Here is a 17690-nt window from a genome sequence, read left to right as displayed (position 1 = left end):
ACTAGCCGGAGTGATGCTCCGTTATCAACTAAGTGTAGAGACTATATTCTCTAAACAGGCGGTGGTACCGCGGTTTTTATAAATCGTCCCCTTATCTATTCTTTGTGATGGATAAGGGGATATTTTTATCCCAATTTAAATAGCGACTATTAATAAGGCAGTGAGTTAAAAATGTTGTGACGTTAGCGAAATCAGTTGAGTGAGTAGAGATGAAGGCGAGAAGAAAAAGGAGGAGAAACGATTGCGATTTAAAACACGGACATTTACAGGGGACGTTCTCACACCGATTTCGGTGTATCAACAGATGAAAGGTGAGAAAAAGTTTATTTTAGAAAGTTCACTCGGTCACGGGGAAAAGGGGCGTTATTCCTTTATCGGGCAATCACCGTTTAAAGAAGTGATTGGTGAAGAGAAAACAGTGACCGTGATCAATCACCGGACAGGTGAGAAGACGAAAGAGACAGATACTTTACCGATTGAGATCGTGAAAAGAGAAATCCCGCGGGTTGACTTAGGCTTACCGTATTTATTTTACGGCGGAGCGATTGGGTATATCGGTTATGACGTGATCAGAGGCTATGAAGACATTGGAGTAGTCCTTGAAGATGAACTTGATATGCCTGATGTTCACTTGTTGTTTTATCAAGAAGTCATCGTCTTTGACCATAAAAATCAAACCGTGACGTTAATTGCGGTTGACTTAACCGAAGACCGTGATGAGGTGGCGTTAGTCGAATCATTAGATAAGCTTGAGGAAGAAATTAGACAAGCGCATGATGTGAAAAAAGATCATGACTTACAGATCACCTTTAAACCAACGCTGTCAAAACAAGCGTTTATGGATAAAGTGAATGAAGCAAAACAACATATCATTGACGGAGATATTTTTCAAATCGTGTTGTCGCAGCGGCTTGTTGCCGATTATACCGAAGATCCGTTTGAACTGTATCGGAAATTACGTATCAGTAATCCATCGCCGTACATGTATTACATTCAGTTTGGTCCGTATGTGGTTCTTGGCACCTCACCGGAGAGCTTGATTCAAGTCCGCGGGCGGGACGTTGTGACAAATCCCATCGCTGGAACAAGAAAAAGAGGACAGACAACTGTTGAAGATGACAAGCTCGCCGAAGAGCTTTTAGCCGATGAAAAAGAGCGGGCAGAACATAAAATGTTGGTGGACTTAAGTCGGAATGATCTCGGCCGGATTGCCAAAGTCCACTCGATCAGTTTACCGAAATTTATGATGATTGAGCGCTATGAACATGTGATGCATATCGTCTCAGAAGTACGAGCTACGCTTGACGCGTCAATGGATAGTCTCGATGCACTAACAGCTACCTTACCGGCTGGTACGGTCTCAGGGGCACCGAAGATTAAAGCGATGCAGTTGATCAATCAGTTTGAAACGAAAAAACGTGGTGTCTATAGCGGGGCGTGTGGCTACATTAATATGAACGGAGACTTAGATCTTGCTCTCTCGATTCGGACGATGGTTGTCAAAGACCACCAGGCTTACGTGCAAGCCGGTGCTGGGATTGTTTATGACTCTGATCCATTAAGTGAATATGAAGAAACATTAAATAAAGCGAAATCGTTAGTGGAGGTGTTTAAACGATGATGTTACTGATCGATAATTATGATTCGTTTACGTATAACTTGTTTCAATATATGAGTGAATTAGGTGAAGACGTTCAGGTTGTTCGTAACGATGCCATGACGTTAGAAGAAATTAATCAATTAAACCCAGAAGCGATTATTCTTTCACCTGGTCCTGGAACACCAAAAGATTCTGGTATTTGTTTAGACGTGATTGACACACTCGGTGACAAGTATCCGATACTGGGTATTTGTCTTGGTCATCAAGCGATTACCGAAGTCTTCGGAGGTGTGGTGAGCCATGCGAAACATGTGAAACACGGGAAACAGTCAGTGATTACCCATCATGGTGAGGACTTATTTACCGGCTTACCACCTGAGATAAACGTGATGCGTTATCACTCACTCGTGGCGATTGAAAAAGATTTCCCTGATTGTTTAACGATCACGGCCCGTTCAACTGACGATGATGAGATCATGGCTTTAAAACATAAGACGTTACCGATTTACGGGATGCAGTTTCATCCAGAATCAATTGGGACAACCGATGGGCATACGTTATTGAACAATTTCTTTCAGACCATTAGAAAGGAGACCGACCAATGAAACCTTACTTAGAGAAGATTACTCGAGGTGAAGATTTAACCATCACAGAAATGGAACAAGCGACAAGATTAATGTTTGACGCATCTACTGACCCCGCCGCTGTTGGTGGTTTCTTGATTGGTCTTAAACATAAAAAAGAAGCGGTCTCAGAACTGACGGGTCTTGTCAATGTCATTAGAGAACAAGCCGTTTTACTACCAGAGGACTTACCGAAAGCGATGGATAACTGCGGGACTGGTGGGGATGGTTCGATGAGTTTTAATATTTCCACCACGAGTGCCTTTGTCGTTGCGGGTGCTGGGATTACCGTCTCCAAACATGGAAACCGTAGTATTTCCAGTAAGACCGGGAGTGCGGACGTCTTAGAAGCGCTCGGTGTCGACATTAACCTAAGCCCAGACCAGACGTATGCATTACTAAAATTAAACGATATCGCTTTCTTATTTGCGCAAAACGTCCATCCGAAGATGAAACAAGTGACCGGCATTAGACGGGCACTCGGTATACCAACGATTTTCAATTTGATTGGCCCCCTAACAAACCCAGTTGAATTAACGACACAACTTGTCGGTATTTATCGACGTGATTTATTAATGGAGATGGGCGCTACGCTTCATCAACTCGGAAGAAAGCGGGCCGTCGTCATTAATGGCCCGGACTATATGGATGAAGCGGCGCTTCACGGGGAGACACACGGGGTATTAGTTGAAAGCGGCGAACTGTTACCCTTTACGATTTCACCAGAAGATGTTGGCTTAAGTTACGCTGAAGCAAGTGAGATTAGAGGAGGAGATGCATTAGAGAATGCCGACATCTTAAGACGCGTCCTCGAAGGTGAGCCAGGACCTCACCGGGACACGGTATTACTCAATGCAGCTCTGGCGATTTTTGCGGATGGCACAGCACAAACCGTAAAAGAAGGTGTCGCTCTTGCGAAACAAAGCATTGATGAAGGCCATGCGCTCAAAAAACTAGAAACGATGATTGCTTTTAGTAAAAAGCAAAAAGAGGTGGCAAAGTGAGTATTTTAACCGAGATCATTGAAACGAAAAAACAAGAAGTGAACACATTGAAACAAACACTGGATCCGAACAGGGAGCGGACAGCACCACTTGTCTCTTTTCTTAACCAATTTAACACAGCGCCTTTTCAAGTGATAGCTGAGTTTAAACGTGCGTCGCCCTCAAAGGGGATTATTAATGACACATTAGACCCGGTCACCCAGGCGAAGACGTATGAGCAATACGGGGCAGGGATGATTTCGGTGTTAACTGATCGCGAGTATTTTAAAGGTTCGATGGATGATTTAGTGGCAGTTAAACAAGTGGTCAACATTCCTGTCTTAAATAAAGAATTTATTATTGATCCTATTCAACTTGACCTCGCCTATCAGTCAGGAGCCGATGTGGTCTTACTCATAGTCAGTGCGCTGACAGATCAAGAGCTAAGGGACTTGTATCACTATGCGACTGGGCTTGGTTTAGAAGTGTTAGTTGAAGTCCATGACAAAGAAGAACTAATGGCAGCCTTGGCACTGGGATGTCCTTTGATTGGGATAAATAACCGTAATCTAAAAACATTTACGACATCGATCAATCAAACGCTTGACTTAATGAAAGCTGTTGATTTAAACGGCGTCAACATCATTAGTGAAAGTGGGATGAAAGAAGTCGCGGATGTTTTAACAGTAAAGCGTGCCGGAGCAAGTGGTGTGTTGGTCGGTGAAACGTTAATGACACACGATCCAAAACAGATGATTGGGGCGTTTCTTCATGAATAAGGCACCTTTAGTGAAAATTTGTGGGGTGACAGATATCGAGACGGCTCAAGTGGTTGAACAAGGTGGTGCGGACTTTATCGGTTTTGTGTTTGCGGAAAGTAAACGTCAAGTCACACCGGACGTAGCCAAAACGCTTATTCGTTCACTCGAAACATCTATTAAAACGGTGGGCGTATTTGTCGATTGTCCAAAAGACACAGTCGAAAAAATCGCAAGCGATATTGGTCTTGATTATGTACAGCTTCACGGCAGCGAAACACCAGCTGAACTTCGCACCTATCACGTCCCTTGTATAAAAGCGTTAAAGTTACAAACGGCGGACGATGTCAAACAGCTCAAAGCTTATGACGGTGTTTGTGACTATTTACTCGTTGATGGTGCCTTACCAGGTTCAGGAGAAAGTTTTGACTGGACGTGGTTAACAGATATTGACCTTCATACACCCGTTCTCCTTGCGGGAGGGTTAACCGTGGATAACCTTAACGCTGCGAAACAACTAAACAATGTCAGTGGCTTTGATGTTTCCAGTGGTGTAGAGACAGAGGGAAAAAAAAATCATCATAAAATAACAGCATTTATCGACAAAGCGAAGGGTAGGGGAAAACATGTATCAACAACCAAATGAAACGGGGCATTTCGGTCAATTCGGCGGAAGGTTTGTCCCGGAAACGCTCATGCCAGCGGTCCTTGAATTAGAAGAAGCTTATAATGAGGTCAAGAATGACCCAGACTTTTTGGAGACGTTTCACTATTATTTAAAGGACTATGTCGGAAGAGAGACACCTCTTTACTACGCCGAGCGCCTAACCAAAAAACTTGGTGGGGCCAAGATTTATTTAAAACGTGAAGATTTGAATCATACGGGGGCGCATAAAATCAATAACGCCCTTGGTCAAGCGTTACTCACGAAACATATGGGGAAGAAAAAAGTTGTCGCTGAAACAGGCGCCGGCCAACACGGGGTAGCAACCGCCACCGCATGTGCCTTACTTGGTCTCGAATGCATTGTCTTTATGGGCGCAGAAGATATAAAGCGCCAAAAACTCAATGTATTCCGGATGGAACTTCTTGGGGCAAAAGTAGAAGCGGTTCATCATGGAAGTGCCACGTTAAAAGATGCGGTGAACGAAGCGCTACGTTACTGGGTCAGTCATGTCGAAGATACCCACTACATTATCGGTTCCGTGGTCGGTCCGCACCCGTTCCCGCAAATCGTGAGAGATTTTCAAAGTATGATTGGGCGGGAGACGAAACAACAATTTAACGAGAAAACCGGCAGATTACCTGACGCGCTCATCGCTTGTATCGGAGGCGGGAGTAATGCGATGGGGATGTTTTATCCGTTTGTGGATGATGCGTCGGTTAAGATGTATGGTGTCGAAGCAGGGGGCCACGGTATATCAACAGGTAAGCATGCCGCAACACTCACCGGTGGTCGTGTCGGTGTCTTACACGGAACGATGACGTACTTACTCCAAGATGACGATGGTCAAATCACGGAAGCAGACTCGATCTCGGCCGGACTCGATTACCCAGGCATTGGACCAGAGCACGCCCATTTAAAAGATATTAACCGGGTCGAGTATGTCTCAGCGACCGATCAAGATGCGCTATTTGGGCTTAAGCTCTTGTCTGAAACTGAAGGCATTATTCCGGCACTTGAGAGCGCCCATGCGATTGGTTATTTACCTGAGCTCGCTCAAGCGATGACAGAAGATCAATCCATCGTCGTCTGTTTATCGGGACGCGGGGATAAAGATGTTGAGACAGTGAAGGCGGTATTAGGAGGTCAAAGTGATGAGTAAACAACGACTAGATGCACGGTTTAAGGAAATTCTCGCTCGGGGAGATAAATTATTTGTGCCCTATATTATGGCGGGTGACGGAGGATTAGATGCTTTAAACGAACGGATTCAGTTTTTAGAAACGTGTGGCGCTAGTGCGATTGAACTCGGTCTCCCGTTTTCTGATCCTGTTGCGGACGGGGAAACGATTCAAGAAGCAGGTATTCGTGCCCTTAAGAGTGGCGCAACGGTTCAAGGCGTGTTTGATACATTAAAAGTGTCAAAAGAAAGAAATATGCCAATCATATTAATGACGTATATGAACCCCGTCTATCGTTACGGGATTGAAGCTTTTGCCAAGGCTTGTGTTGACGCGGGTGTCAGCGGTTTAATTATTCCTGACTTACCGATGGAAGAAGAACAAATGATCACGGATATATTGACACAACACGATATAGCGCTCATTCGACTCGTCGCTCTTACGAGTCCAACCACACGTCAAGAAGAACTAAAAAAACGAACAGAAGGCTTTTTATATGCCGTCACAGTCACAGGTACAACTGGAGAACGTCAAACGTTCACAGACCGAGTGCATCAGTATTTGGCGCATTTAAAAAATGGTGCGAATACACCTGTGTTAGCTGGATTTGGGGTCTCATCAGAAGAACAAGTGAAGATGTTATCTGGTCATTGTGATGGGGTTGTTGTTGGAAGTCGGATCGTGAAAGCCTTCCACGAAGGGGATCGAGCGATCATTAAAGCTATGATAGAAGCAAGTAAACAATCAACATAACCAAACTAAAAAACAAGCGCCCATTAATAGGACGCTTGTTTTTGCATGTGTAGGGTTAACGTTATTTTACTTCGTTTGCCATCGCATTAAGTGCTACTTGGTTTAAGTAGTTAACCGGCTTATTGAAGTGTGGTTGGAAGAAGAAGTCTGTTAGAGCTAATTCTTCAATCGTCATGTCACGAGAAATCGCAACTGAGACAGTATTGACGACTTGTGTTAAATCAGTATCTGAGATAACTTGGGCACCTAGAACACGGTGAGTGTTTTTATCATAAACAAGTTTTAATTTAATGATACTGTTGTCTGGCATGAAATCTGGGCGATACGTATCTTCATAGTAAGCAACGCCAATTTCCATGTCATTCATTTTAGCAGCACCTTCAGTGAGGCCTGATGAACCAAGGTGATGGTTGTACAACTTAAGACCTGACGTCCCTTGTGTACCAGGGTGCTTCAATGTAGGTTTTACTAAGTTTTGTGCCACAAGTGTCCCCATTCTTACGGCGTTTGTCGCAAGTGGAATGTATTGCGCTTTTTTCGTTGGGTTATAAGGCACCGCACAGCAGTCACCTGCTGCGTAGACGTCTTTTGCGCTTGTTTGCATATATTCATCAATAACAATCGCACCATTTGGTAACATGTTTAATTGATCTTTAAATAGATCGGTGTTTGGACGGAATCCGATACATAACACAACAAGTTCAGCTTCTACTTCGCCTTTATCGGTTACGACGCGTTCAACTTTATCTGTACCTTCAAAGCTTTTCACGAGTTCTTGTAGACGCAATTCCACGCCTTTTTCGCGTAAGGTTGCTTCAACTGGGTCAGTAAAATCTTGGTCAAGGTAACGATTTAAAATACGTGTTTCCGCATCGATTAATGTTACGTCTTTGCCATTTTCCTCAAACGCCTCAACGAGTTCAACCCCGATATAGCCACCGCCAACAACCGTTACTTTTTGTACGTCTTCTGAACGACGGATAATTTCTTTTGCGTGATCATAGTTTTTACATAAAACAACGTTCTCTAAGTCAAGACCAGGGAAGGGTGGGGTAATTGGCCAAGAACCGGTTGTGACAATCAGTTTATCATAGCTATGAATCGTGAATTCATCTGTTTTTAAATCTTTCGCTTCGAGTTGTTTTTGTTCGACATCAACCGTCACAACTTCATGTTCCATATGCATGTGGACGCCTTTATCTTCAAATCCTTCTACTGATGCATAAAAAAGTGATTGCGCATCATCTACGACGCCACCAACATAAAGAGCAATCCCACAAGATAGGAAAGAGACGTTGTCATTACGTTCGAACACATGAATCTCAGCATCCGGGTATAACTCTAATGTGTTTTTAATAGCGGCTGTTCCTGCGTGTGTACATCCAATTACTGCAACTTTCATTTTCCATTCCTCCAATAATTTAATCGTGTTATTTAGTGTAAATGTATGAGACTTGTATGTTTAATCACAAACGTTAGAAAAACTAAACCCTCCTACAAAACGTGAGGGGAAGTGTTTGTGATTTCTTTTACAAACTTATTATACTACTTTGTTTAAAATGTGACAAGAGTTTGAACATGTTTTCACAAACTATTTTTTAAAAGGTTGATATAGCAACGTTTGAATCACCGCCTACTTAAAAATTCACAAAAATTTCATAAATTCATCTGTTGTTTTGTTCACAATATAAGTAAAAAAAGGAAATGAACGCAAATCGGAAAACAATAAAATCTGCATTAGTATTCATATACCCGTTATTAGAAAAACTATGCGGCTGGATCAATGAATAGTAAAAAAAGGGTAGTGTTCATCCTAGTATATCCCGTTAATATCTATATTAAGTCATAGGAAGAAAGTAAAGGACTGAGATTAATTAAAGCTAACGGCGCGTTCAGTGAACATGAAACAGGAGTGAGTAGTTGTGAAGAAAAAGCGGGGAGAGTTATTTGAAAAAGCGATAGTCACAAAAAAAGAGCCCGAAGGCTCTTTATTGATTTACGCATACATTGCGGCAATTTGTTTTTGTAGTTTTTGATCGGTCACATATTCATCATAGCTCATCTCTTTATCGATGACACCTTGTGGTGTGATTTCAATCAGACGATTCGCGATACTGTTGATAAACTGGTGGTCATGTGAGGTGAATAAAAGTGAACCTTTAAAGTTAATTAAGCCGTTATTCACACTTGTGATAGATTCTAAGTCTAAGTGGTTTGTCGGTTCATCAAGGACTAACACGTTGGCGCTTGACAGCATCATTTTCGACAGCATACAACGTACTTTCTCTCCACCAGATAACACTTTTGCTTTCTTTAACGCTTCTTCACCGCTAAATAACATCCGGCCAAGGAAACCACGTAAAAAGGTTTCTGTTTGATCTTCTGGAGAATATTGACGTAACCATTCAACAAGTGTCAGGTCATTATTTTCAAAGAATTCGCTGTTGTCTTTCGGTAAGTAAGCTTGTGAGGTCGTTACACCCCAAGTGAACGTGCCACTATCAGCTTCTTGTTTACCCATTAAAATATCAAACAACGTTGATTTTGCGAGTTCATTTTTACCCACAAAGGCGACTTTATCGTCTCGATTTAAGGTGAAACTGACGTTATCTAATACTTTGACACCCTCAACCGTTTTTGATAAGTTTTCCACTTTTAGTAGGTCATTACCGATCTCGCGCTCTGGTTTAAAGGCCACATAAGGGTAGCGGCGAGACGATGGTTTAATATCTTCAAGTGAAATATTATCTAACATCTTTTTACGAGAAGTCGCTTGTTTTGACTTCGATGCGTTTGCGCTAAAGCGTGCGATAAAGTTTTGTAGTTCCTTAATTTTTTCTTCTTTTTTCTTATTTTGATCTTGTGCCATTTGTAGGGCAAGTTGACTTGATTCGTACCAGAAGTCATAGTTACCAACATACAACGCAATTTTACCGAAATCAACATCGGCAATATGCGTACAGACTTTATTTAAGAAGTGACGATCGTGCGAAACGACAATGACCGTGTTCTCAAAATTAATTAAGAATTCTTCTAACCACTGAATCGCTTGGATGTCCAAGTGGTTGGTTGGCTCATCTAATAGTAAAATATCAGGACTACCAAATAGCGCTTGGGCAAGTAATACCTTCACTTTTTCTGAACCGGATAAATCACTCATCAATTTATCGTGTAAGTCTTCATGAATACCAAGACCTTTTAATAAAATTTGCGCATCTGATTCAGCTTCCCAACCGTTCATTTCCGCAAACTCACCTTCAAGTTCAGCAGCTTTCATGCCATCATCTTCTGTGAACGGGTCTTTTGCGTAAATAGCATCTTTTTCTTTCATCACTTCGTGAAGACGTTTATGTCCCATAATGACCGTTTCAGTCACTGGGTAACTCTCATAAGCAAAGTGATCCTGCTTCAAGACGGCTAACCGTTCATCTTTACCGAGTGAGACATGACCGCTTTGAGGGTCAACTTCACCCGAGAGGACTTTTAGAAACGTTGATTTGCCGGCACCATTCGCCCCGATCAATCCATAACAATTGCCTGGTGTGAATTTAATATTCACATCTTCAAATAACTTTTTATCTCCAAACCGTAAACTTACATTTGTTGCTTGTAACATCCGTGCATTCCTCCATCATTAAGCTCATAGAGCCTACTTTAGATGATTCCCGTCTGTTAGTCAATATTATTAGCTCAAATATAAAAAAGGAATGTGGATTCGACATATAATGAAGAAAAAATGACAAGGATGAGTGCGTGTGATGGTCTGTCTAGAGATGAGGAAAGGGGAATAACTTGGCTGTTTATGGTTAAAAATAGGTGGGGATTATCGCAATTAGTATAAATTACCGATTTTTAAGCGTGATGAGTAATAAAAACAATCGATTTTCGAGAACAAATCTAAAAATGTTCCAAATAAATGGTGACTAAAGTCATAAATTTGTGTAAAATAAGGAAAGATAAGGGGTGAAGCTATGTCAGATGGTATCGGAGAAAAAATAAAATATTTTCGTATCAAATACAACTTAACACAAGAGGAACTCGCAAAAGGGATTGTCTCAGTCTCTTATCTTTCAAAAATCGAACGTAATGCCGCTGATCCAAATCCGGAAGCGGTTAAGAAATTGTGCGAACGTCTAGGAATTAGTCCGGAAAAGGTGATTGATGAAGATATCGCTAGCCAAGTGATGCGCTGGATGGAAAGTTTACTAAAGTGCGATCTCGTCTTAGCCCATGATTTGTATCAAGACATTCAAACGAAAATTGAAAAAGTGATTGATGCTGATCTGTTCTGGTTAGTCAAGCTACATACGCTCTATTATTTTGTGTTGACTAAACAAAAAGATAAAGCTAAACGCAAACTAAAGCTCTTAAAACAAGATCAAAAATATTTTTCTGAAAAAGAACAATATTATTGGTTAAAATTTAAAGCCCATTTTGAATACTTGGAGTCGAGTTACGAGAAAGCGTTCTTACACTTTCAAGAAGCAGAAAGAATCTATAGTGATATTTTCAAAGAGGAAAGTGAAGAGTACTATGATTTAATTTACCACGTGGCTAAAACCGCAACGGTGTTACATTATTCTTATCATGCCTCTGTTTATTCAGAACGGTCGCTTGTTTATTATCGCGATCATTACCGATTAGAACGGGCAGCCAAGTGTCATATTTTAAAAGGTGTGAACTATAAACGGATTAGAGAAATGGATGAAGCGCTAAAACAATTTGAATTAGCGGAAGGCTTAGGTAAACGGTTATCGAGTGATACGATTCTGTTTCGGGTCTATGAAGCGATTGGTGAATTGTTCCATGACTTAAACATGTCAACTCAAGCTATACGCTACTATGCAAAAGCCTATGATTTAGTGAAGCATCAATTTAGTCTTCAGGAACTAATTGCGATACTCGGTCATGTGAAGACGTATATTCAATATGAAAAACCAGACCTTGCGAAAGACTGGTTAACAAAAGCAGAGACATTATTAAAATCAGAAAAAGATATGCCCCCGCGCTATGTCTATCAAGTAAAAGTACTGCGCTTTGCGTTATATGGTTTCACGCAAAACTTCGAAAAACTACTCGTGAAAGAAGTGATTCCGTACTTTAAATCACGCAAATTATATATTGCTTATGCTGGGTATGTTAGACTACTAGGTGATTATTATTACAATAACCGCAAGTATAAACTCGCCGCAGAATACTATGCGGAAGCTCATCAAGCGATGGTTGATATTCAAAATAAAGATAATAAGTAAAGCCTCCTTATGTAAGGGGGTTTTTCATTTAGACAACTGACGACTGGGGTGTCCATCGAGTTTAATAAAAGAAATTTCTGTAGCTAGCACAGGGCTTATGTTAAACTGGAAAAAAACAAAGGAGTGACGTCAATGTTTTGTCCAAACTGTGGAAATGAAGCACCAAACGCGGCAGTCTTTTGTCCGACGTGTGGCTTGAATATACAAGACTATTTTAGAGACGACAACGTCTCAAAAGACCAACAAGACGATAAAATTAATGATGGATTGACTGTCAATCGGTCTGAAAAACATCAAGATGCCGAACACAAAGAAGAGCCTTGGCAGGCTTTTGTTGATACCCGTTATCACTTTTATGACCAAAAGTGGTCGGTCGCATCTCAACCGGATGTAAACGCAGGTTGGAACTGGGCGAGCTTTTTTGTCGGGTTGTTTTGGCTCGGTTACCGGAAGATGTACCGAGAATTATTAATTCTCATTGGTGTGTTTTTCTTAATGGATTTTGTCGCAGCCGTGACGAGTCTTTTCTTTCTTAGTACCTTGCTTCCCCTTGTGCTCTATTTCTACTTGGGGATGAAAGGGAATGCCTTATATTACCGGCATGTAAGACAAAAATTGGCTGAATTTCAACATGATGATTTATCTCAAGCAGATTACCGCGAACGCGGAGGCGTTAGTGGGACTGGCGTGGTAGTCGCCATCATCTTACTTTTGTCGTATGCCGGTCTATCAACGATCATCTTTGGTTTTTAGGTGTGATGACTTTCTACGTGTTAAAGAGCTATCGGAAATCGGGAGTTATGGATAGAGCGCAAACAAACACAGTCGAAATAAGTAATCTTTAGTTTGTTAGCGTTCGGATAAAGGTCGCTGTTTCTTTACGCGAATGAAAGAAATAGACGGGGATTTGAGTCGCTGTTAGGCTCGCAAATGTTTGTTTTCTTTTCTTTCGTTTAAAGGTCAGGACGTACCAAAGGAATGAAGGTTTGAGTTGTTCTAGGCACCCTGGTGCCATATCTGGTCTTGTCGTATGTTTATAACGCCAGTAGCGTTTAATAATACCGGATAAGGCAATAGGAGTCGGATAGTCTAAGTAAATGACCGTGTCAGCCCGTGATAATCGCTGGGGTAGAGAAGCGGCATAATTTCCGTCGATAATCCAGCGGTCTTCATGAAGAACGTCGTGAAGTTTTTGTTTGAAGGCTGGTTCATTAATGACCCAATGTGCTTCAAAGAAAAATTGGTCTAAATGATAAAGGGGGAGCTGAAGATGGTGACTCAGTTCCCGTGCGAGTGTACTTTTACCTGTCCCAGGGCTACCGAGAATAAGGATCCGCTGCATAGGTTTTTCCTCCTGTCTACTATTCATTATTGGTGTCGAACAGATACATGATTTGTTGACTGGAAAATTGTATGAAAAAGACTTTTTTTGATTATTTCATGCTATACTGAGAATACACGATAGAGGTCACTATATCAATCCTTGACTTCTTTTATTGTGTGCGATGTAACTTTTTACTTGTTGGTTGTGTCTAAGTAGTAAGAAAGGAAAGGGGGCAACTATGAAAGAGACACGCACGATCTATTTACTATTCTTATCGACAGGAACATTATTATCTAAGGCGATTGATTTATATACAAAAACGAATCTGAATCATGTCTCGATTGCCTTCGATAAAGATTTGAGTGAAGTCTATAGCTTTGGTCGTAAACGCCCTTACAATCCGTTTATTGGTGGGTTTGTGAGAGAAGCTGTGACAGAACCTTTTTTTAATCAATCGATGTGTGCCGTATATGAGCTAGAGATTTCTAATGACCAATATTTAGCCTTGCGCCAACACTTACAAATGATTGAGTCGATGCAGCACTTATACCGCTATAATTTTATTGGATTATTCGGTTTCTTTATTAATTATGAAGTAAAACGCACGCATGCTTATTTTTGTTCACAGTTTGTCGCGACGATGCTTCAAGAAATTGATTTGTATCCGAGAGATAAACGCGCAGGCTTAACGCGCCCAGATGATTTGAGGCAATGGGATAAGTTAGATCTTGTCTATATGGGCACACTAAAAAATTATTTAAATTTAGATGACAAGAAACGAAGATTTCGTTTACCGATTCGCTCATTCTTTCGTATGAGTTGAAAAATTAGTCGGGTTAACACTTACTTTTTATGAATGAACATCAAGGCCTGCTATTATATTTCTTATACCAAAACCAATCTGTCACTTTCAGGTTGGTTTTTTATATGCTAAAGCGACTTAAATATAGATGAAAAAAGCAGCCGTAATGTTAAGCGGCTGCTGTAGTGTTTGTTAAAGATTATTCATTTGTAGTAGTATCAACGCCACTTTTTGGAACGGTGAAGGTAAAGATAATAGAATCCGTTGATAGATCAAGCGCATCAACTCTAAAGCGAAGGTTGCTGTCAATTTCAATAGACGTTACGGCTAAATAGATTTGTTCATTTTCTGAATCAAAATAAAGCCAGTCTGGCGTTTCTACTTGGCGATTAATGTAATGGAGAATGCGTCCGCGTGGTAGGTCGAGTAATCCGAGTGAGAGTGTGTTCATTTTTAGCACGATATCCCCGTTGTCCATGACGACCGGGTCCATCGTCACTCGAAGTGGAATAGGCACGCCGAACGCGTATAGTTCCCCATTCAGTTGAATATCGTTATCCACAATAACATCAAAATTAGCCTGGTTTGTTTTCAGTACTTGATTTATATACGTATTAATTAAATCATTTAGATCGCTTTTTGTCGTTTCTACTGTGAACTTTGCCCCTAATTCCTCCTGATACGTTGGATCAGGTAAAGCATCAGACACAGGAGGTGTGAGGAGGAGAAATACGAACAAGGTGACAATCAAGACGCCGTTAATGAGAGCTAGTAAGATAAAGCGGCGGTGCCATGTCGTCATTTTCTTTATTGAGTTGATAAAACTTTCTTTCACAATCATCAGTCCATTCTACAAGCTTTCTTTGTTAGGATTCTGGTGATACATTATTTGAGCTTAACTCGCTCGTTAATGTGTCAATATCCTGTTTAAGGTAGTTGTATACCCGTGCCCCAATTAAGGTGTAGCCTGTTTTATTGGGGTGGAAGTTGTCATCGGCTAACAGCGAAATATCTTTGAGGGCAAATAAATCATATAAATCGATGTGATGCCCATTCGAATACGATTCAATCACTTCCTTACCAGTTTGATTCCAAGAAGTCAAGATTTCATTTAAAGCAATGACATTATCAAAGTAGCCGAGAAACGGATTGAAAAAACCGAGCAAATAAATCTCTGCGTCCGGGTTATAATCATTAATCATCTCGAAAATGTCAGTGAGACGTGTCTTAAAGGCTTGTTCTTCTTCGTTAAACACATCAAGGTTGAGATTTAGTGCGTTGTTTTTCACTACTTGCATTAAATCATTGGCACCAATCGTGACGAGGATAAAATCGGCCTCTTCAACGGAATCAATGATCGCTTCTTCCTCTGTAAGGCGAGTGAGTAATTGATCCGTCCGGTTCCCACGCTTTCCGAAGTTATTAATAGCTACGCGTGTGTCCGTTTGATCAAAGTAACCTTTCAACACACCGATATAGCCTTCACTATTTGTTTCATCACCGACACCCTGAGTAAGTGAATCGCCTAGGGCGGTAATTTTCACATCGGTCCGTGTGAAAATTCTTAATGTTTCTTCTACAGCTGTTTTTAAGTCGAGTGACAAATCAGTCGCATTTGATTGTACTTCTTCATCTTTTTCATCGACTTGGTTAATGACCGTCGTAATATTTTCCTCTTCTGGTTGAATAGAGGTCGTTTCGTAGATGGGCAGGGGTCGAAAGATAAAGAAAGCGATACTACCCGCCACGATGAGACCGACTAATATAATAAGGAGTACTTTTTTACGATGATTACTCATAAGACATCCATCCTTAAAGAAAAGTTCTTTTGATAATATTCCCTTAAAACAGATTTTAAAACAAGATTGCTTTTCTATTATAGTAGTCTTGATAAGACGTTTCAATAACCAGATAGACAAAAAATGACAAGAAAAATAGCTTGAGCAGTCAAAGTGACAGCTCAAGCTCATCAAAGGGTGTCGAAAGTATGAAAAACGCTAGATATTTGTACTAGTCACGACGCGGATTTAACCGGATTTTATTAGCCGTACCAAAGAGACACGCACCTTCAACAATGACTTGATTGTTAGCTAAAGCTTGTTGTTTTAGTACCTGATAATCTTCTTTTGTTTTAAACCAGACGATTTTCGCGTGGGCAGGAATGTCTGTTAGCTGATTAGGTTCGGTCACAAAGAGTATATCAATAATCTCTGCTTGTTCGTCGAACGTTTTATAATGGAAGCCTAATTTTTTAATTTTCTTTAAGCAACCGTGTTGAGTAGGATCACCAACGACGACAATTTCTTTTGGACGGAGGCCCTCTTCACGTGCGAACGGGGAATGAAGCGCCCAATAGATCGCATCCTCTGTAGAAGGTGTTAGCGTTGGTGTTGTCTCCGTTGCTTTAGCGATCGCTTGATCTAAGTCAGCAATAATATCGTGAGACGTTTCAAGTCCAATGGAAAGACGGATTAATTGTTCCGAGACGCCTGCTTGTTCTAACCCTTCAGCTGATAACTGTTGATGCGTCGTTGACGCTGGATGGATGATTAGCGACTTGGCATCACCGACATTCGCGACATGATAGAACAAGTTCACATGGTCAATCACTTGTCGGCCGGTCTCGCGGTCACCTTTAATACCAAAAGTAATGACCGAGCCGTAATAATCAATCAGATATTTATTCGCTAGCGCATATCCTGGATGATCGGCATTCCCTGGATAGTTCACCCATTCGACTTGAGGGTGGTTGTTTAAATAATCTGCGACGCGCTTCGTATTGTCATGGTAACGCTTAATGCGTAAGTTTAATGTTTCTAATCCTTGAAGTAAGTTAAAGGCATTTTGTGGGCTAAGTGACGGACCGATGTCACGTAACAGTTGCACGCGTAATTTAATCGCAAACGCTGCTGGGCCTGCGTCAATGCCGTAACGAATGCCGTGATACGACTCATCCGGTTCAGTAAAGCCTTTAAAGCGGGCATTATTCCAGTTGAAACGACCACCATCAACGACAACCCCACCCATGGTAGTTCCGTGACCACCAATCCATTTCGTCGCTGAGTGAACGACGATATCCGCACCAAAGGTGAGTGGTTTAGCCCCATATGGCGTTGCAAACGTGTTATCAATAATGAGTGGGACGTCATAGCTATGAGCGATATCACTGACCGCTTCAATGTCAAAAACGTTGAGTGATGGGTTCGTGATCGTTTCAGCGAAAATCGCTTTTGTTTTGGCGGTGATGGCTTGTTCAAAGTTTTGTGGATCAGTTCCATCAACGAAGATCACCTTAATGCCGTATTTCGGTAACGTGCGCTCGAATAAATTATATGTCCCACCGTAAAGGTTACTATCGGTAATGATTTCATCCCCTGCTTCGGCGACATTCAAAATAGCGAGTGTGATCGCTGACATACCAGAGGCAACACCAACAGCGGCCACGCCGTCTTCTAATGCAGCGATGCGCTGTTCAAACGCATCAACGGTGGGATTCATAATCCTTGAATAAATGTTGCCAGGTTCTTTTAATGCGAAAAGATTTTGCGCATGTTCGGTGTCTTTAAATGAAAAAGCGGTGGTTTGGTAAATCGGAACAGCAACAGCACCGGTAGTAGGGTCGGTCTGTTGGCCGGCGTGAATGAGTTGTGTTTCGGCACCTTGAATGTGAAAGGGATTGTGGGTCATAAGTAATTCCTCCTTAGAATATAAAAAATTTGTTTATTCTGAATATAGAAACGACACGGATGC

16 protein-coding genes and 1 other annotated feature (1 of these 17 running past the window's edge) are annotated in these 17690 nt (G+C 41.4%); of the genes, 10 read left to right on the top strand and 6 right to left on the bottom strand.

Annotated elements, in window-relative coordinates; translation table 11 throughout:
- Positions 1–94 (top strand) — a binding site (T-box leader) (it extends 127 nt beyond the left edge of the window).
- 147 nt (positions 95–241) lie between these two features.
- The 7 genes from trpE to trpA are packed head-to-tail and all read left to right on the top strand — an operon-like array spanning position 242 to position 6562.
- Entirely contained in the window at positions 242–1621 is a 1380-nt protein-coding gene (gene trpE, locus BM390_RS03460) for an anthranilate synthase component I (protein ID WP_089852923.1), read from the top strand.
- Entirely contained in the window at positions 1618–2205 is a 588-nt protein-coding gene (locus tag BM390_RS03455) for an anthranilate synthase component II (RefSeq protein ID WP_062320588.1), read from the top strand. Before trpE ends, BM390_RS03455 begins: the two co-directional genes overlap by 4 nt.
- Positions 2202–3227, top strand: a complete 1026-nt coding sequence (gene trpD, locus BM390_RS03450) for an anthranilate phosphoribosyltransferase (RefSeq protein ID WP_089852922.1) — start codon at positions 2202–2204, stop codon at positions 3225–3227. Before BM390_RS03455 ends, trpD begins: the two co-directional genes overlap by 4 nt.
- Positions 3224–3985, top strand: a complete 762-nt coding sequence (gene trpC / locus BM390_RS03445; RefSeq protein ID WP_062320591.1) for an indole-3-glycerol phosphate synthase TrpC — start codon at positions 3224–3226, stop codon at positions 3983–3985. Before trpD ends, trpC begins: the two co-directional genes overlap by 4 nt.
- The gene (locus BM390_RS03440; RefSeq protein WP_062320593.1) at positions 3978–4610 is read left to right on the top strand and encodes a phosphoribosylanthranilate isomerase; all 633 of its coding nucleotides are present in this window, start codon (positions 3978–3980) and stop codon (positions 4608–4610) included. The genes trpC and BM390_RS03440 overlap by 8 nt, the downstream gene beginning before the upstream one ends.
- Complete coding sequence (gene trpB / locus BM390_RS03435) at positions 4591–5790, top strand: tryptophan synthase subunit beta (RefSeq protein ID WP_062320595.1); 1200 nt, start codon at positions 4591–4593, stop codon at positions 5788–5790. The genes BM390_RS03440 and trpB overlap by 20 nt, the downstream gene beginning before the upstream one ends.
- On the top strand, positions 5783–6562 hold the full coding sequence (trpA, locus tag BM390_RS03430; RefSeq protein WP_062320596.1) for a tryptophan synthase subunit alpha: 780 nt from the start codon (positions 5783–5785) through the stop codon (positions 6560–6562). The genes trpB and trpA overlap by 8 nt, the downstream gene beginning before the upstream one ends.
- 61 nt (positions 6563–6623) lie before the next feature.
- Here the strand turns inward: trpA and BM390_RS03425 are convergent, their stop codons facing one another.
- Together BM390_RS03425 and BM390_RS03420 are read right to left on the bottom strand one after the other, a co-directional pair.
- The gene (locus BM390_RS03425; RefSeq protein WP_089852921.1) at positions 6624–7964 is read right to left on the bottom strand and encodes an FAD-dependent oxidoreductase; all 1341 of its coding nucleotides are present in this window, start codon (positions 7962–7964) and stop codon (positions 6624–6626) included.
- Between the two features lie 594 nt (positions 7965–8558).
- Positions 8559–10178, bottom strand: coding sequence for an ABC-F family ATP-binding cassette domain-containing protein (locus tag BM390_RS03420; RefSeq protein ID WP_089852920.1), 1620 nt, complete (start codon positions 10176–10178; stop codon positions 8559–8561).
- Positions 10179–10533: 355 nt separating this feature from the next.
- Between BM390_RS03420 and BM390_RS03415 the strand changes: the two genes are divergently transcribed.
- Complete coding sequence (locus BM390_RS03415; protein WP_062320598.1) at positions 10534–11814, top strand: helix-turn-helix domain-containing protein; 1281 nt, start codon at positions 10534–10536, stop codon at positions 11812–11814.
- Between the two features lie 132 nt (positions 11815–11946).
- The gene (locus BM390_RS03410; protein WP_062320600.1) at positions 11947–12567 is read left to right on the top strand and encodes a DUF2628 domain-containing protein; all 621 of its coding nucleotides are present in this window, start codon (positions 11947–11949) and stop codon (positions 12565–12567) included.
- Positions 12568–12655: 88 nt separating this feature from the next.
- Here BM390_RS03410 and BM390_RS03405 read toward each other — a convergent pair whose 3' ends face one another.
- On the bottom strand, positions 12656–13156 hold the full coding sequence (locus tag BM390_RS03405; RefSeq protein ID WP_062320602.1) for an AAA family ATPase: 501 nt from the start codon (positions 13154–13156) through the stop codon (positions 12656–12658).
- A 220-nt stretch (positions 13157–13376) separates the two neighbouring features.
- Here BM390_RS03405 and BM390_RS03400 point away from each other — a divergent pair, with 220 nt between their 5' ends.
- Positions 13377–13961, top strand: a complete 585-nt coding sequence (locus tag BM390_RS03400) for a hypothetical protein (RefSeq protein WP_062320604.1) — start codon at positions 13377–13379, stop codon at positions 13959–13961.
- Between the two features lie 178 nt (positions 13962–14139).
- Here the strand turns inward: BM390_RS03400 and BM390_RS03395 are convergent, their stop codons facing one another.
- The 3 genes from BM390_RS03395 to BM390_RS03385 form a co-directional block, all read right to left on the bottom strand.
- Positions 14140–14781, bottom strand: coding sequence for a YpmS family protein (locus tag BM390_RS03395; RefSeq protein WP_062320605.1), 642 nt, complete (start codon positions 14779–14781; stop codon positions 14140–14142).
- 25 nt (positions 14782–14806) lie between these two features.
- Positions 14807–15739, bottom strand: a complete 933-nt coding sequence (locus BM390_RS03390; RefSeq protein WP_177220618.1) for a GDSL-type esterase/lipase family protein — start codon at positions 15737–15739, stop codon at positions 14807–14809.
- Between the two features lie 211 nt (positions 15740–15950).
- Positions 15951–17627, bottom strand: coding sequence for an O-acetylhomoserine aminocarboxypropyltransferase/cysteine synthase family protein (locus tag BM390_RS03385; protein WP_062320612.1), 1677 nt, complete (start codon positions 17625–17627; stop codon positions 15951–15953).
- Positions 17628–17690: the final 63 nt, after the last annotated feature.

Origin of the sequence: Halolactibacillus miurensis, assembly GCF_900116255.1 — a bacterium.
GTDB classification, from domain to species: Bacteria; Bacillota; Bacilli; order Bacillales; family Amphibacillaceae; genus Halolactibacillus; species Halolactibacillus miurensis.
This window is presented reverse-complemented; position numbering and strand designations above follow the sequence as displayed.

Excerpts from the sequence above, each read along its gene's own strand:
- trpD (WP_089852922.1), top strand. The coding sequence starts at position 2,202 with ATGAAACCTTACTTAGAGAAGATTACTCGAGGTGAAGATTTAACCATC.
- BM390_RS03385 (WP_062320612.1), bottom strand. The coding sequence starts at position 17,627 with ATGACCCACAATCCCTTTCACATTCAAGGTGCCGAAACACAACTCATT.
- BM390_RS03400 (WP_062320604.1), top strand. The coding sequence starts at position 13,377 with ATGAAAGAGACACGCACGATCTATTTACTATTCTTATCGACAGGAACA.
- BM390_RS03440 (WP_062320593.1), top strand. The coding sequence starts at position 3,978 with ATGAATAAGGCACCTTTAGTGAAAATTTGTGGGGTGACAGATATCGAG.
- trpA (WP_062320596.1), top strand. The coding sequence starts at position 5,783 with ATGAGTAAACAACGACTAGATGCACGGTTTAAGGAAATTCTCGCTCGG.
- BM390_RS03425 (WP_089852921.1), bottom strand. The coding sequence starts at position 7,964 with ATGAAAGTTGCAGTAATTGGATGTACACACGCAGGAACAGCCGCTATT.
- BM390_RS03415 (WP_062320598.1), top strand. The coding sequence starts at position 10,534 with ATGTCAGATGGTATCGGAGAAAAAATAAAATATTTTCGTATCAAATAC.
- BM390_RS03455 (WP_062320588.1), top strand. The coding sequence starts at position 1,618 with ATGATGTTACTGATCGATAATTATGATTCGTTTACGTATAACTTGTTT.
- BM390_RS03410 (WP_062320600.1), top strand. The coding sequence starts at position 11,947 with ATGTTTTGTCCAAACTGTGGAAATGAAGCACCAAACGCGGCAGTCTTT.
- BM390_RS03395 (WP_062320605.1), bottom strand. The coding sequence starts at position 14,781 with ATGATTGTGAAAGAAAGTTTTATCAACTCAATAAAGAAAATGACGACA.
- BM390_RS03390 (WP_177220618.1), bottom strand. The coding sequence starts at position 15,739 with ATGAGTAATCATCGTAAAAAAGTACTCCTTATTATATTAGTCGGTCTC.
- trpB (WP_062320595.1), top strand. The coding sequence starts at position 4,591 with ATGTATCAACAACCAAATGAAACGGGGCATTTCGGTCAATTCGGCGGA.
- BM390_RS03420 (WP_089852920.1), bottom strand. The coding sequence starts at position 10,178 with ATGTTACAAGCAACAAATGTAAGTTTACGGTTTGGAGATAAAAAGTTA.
- BM390_RS03405 (WP_062320602.1), bottom strand. The coding sequence starts at position 13,156 with ATGCAGCGGATCCTTATTCTCGGTAGCCCTGGGACAGGTAAAAGTACA.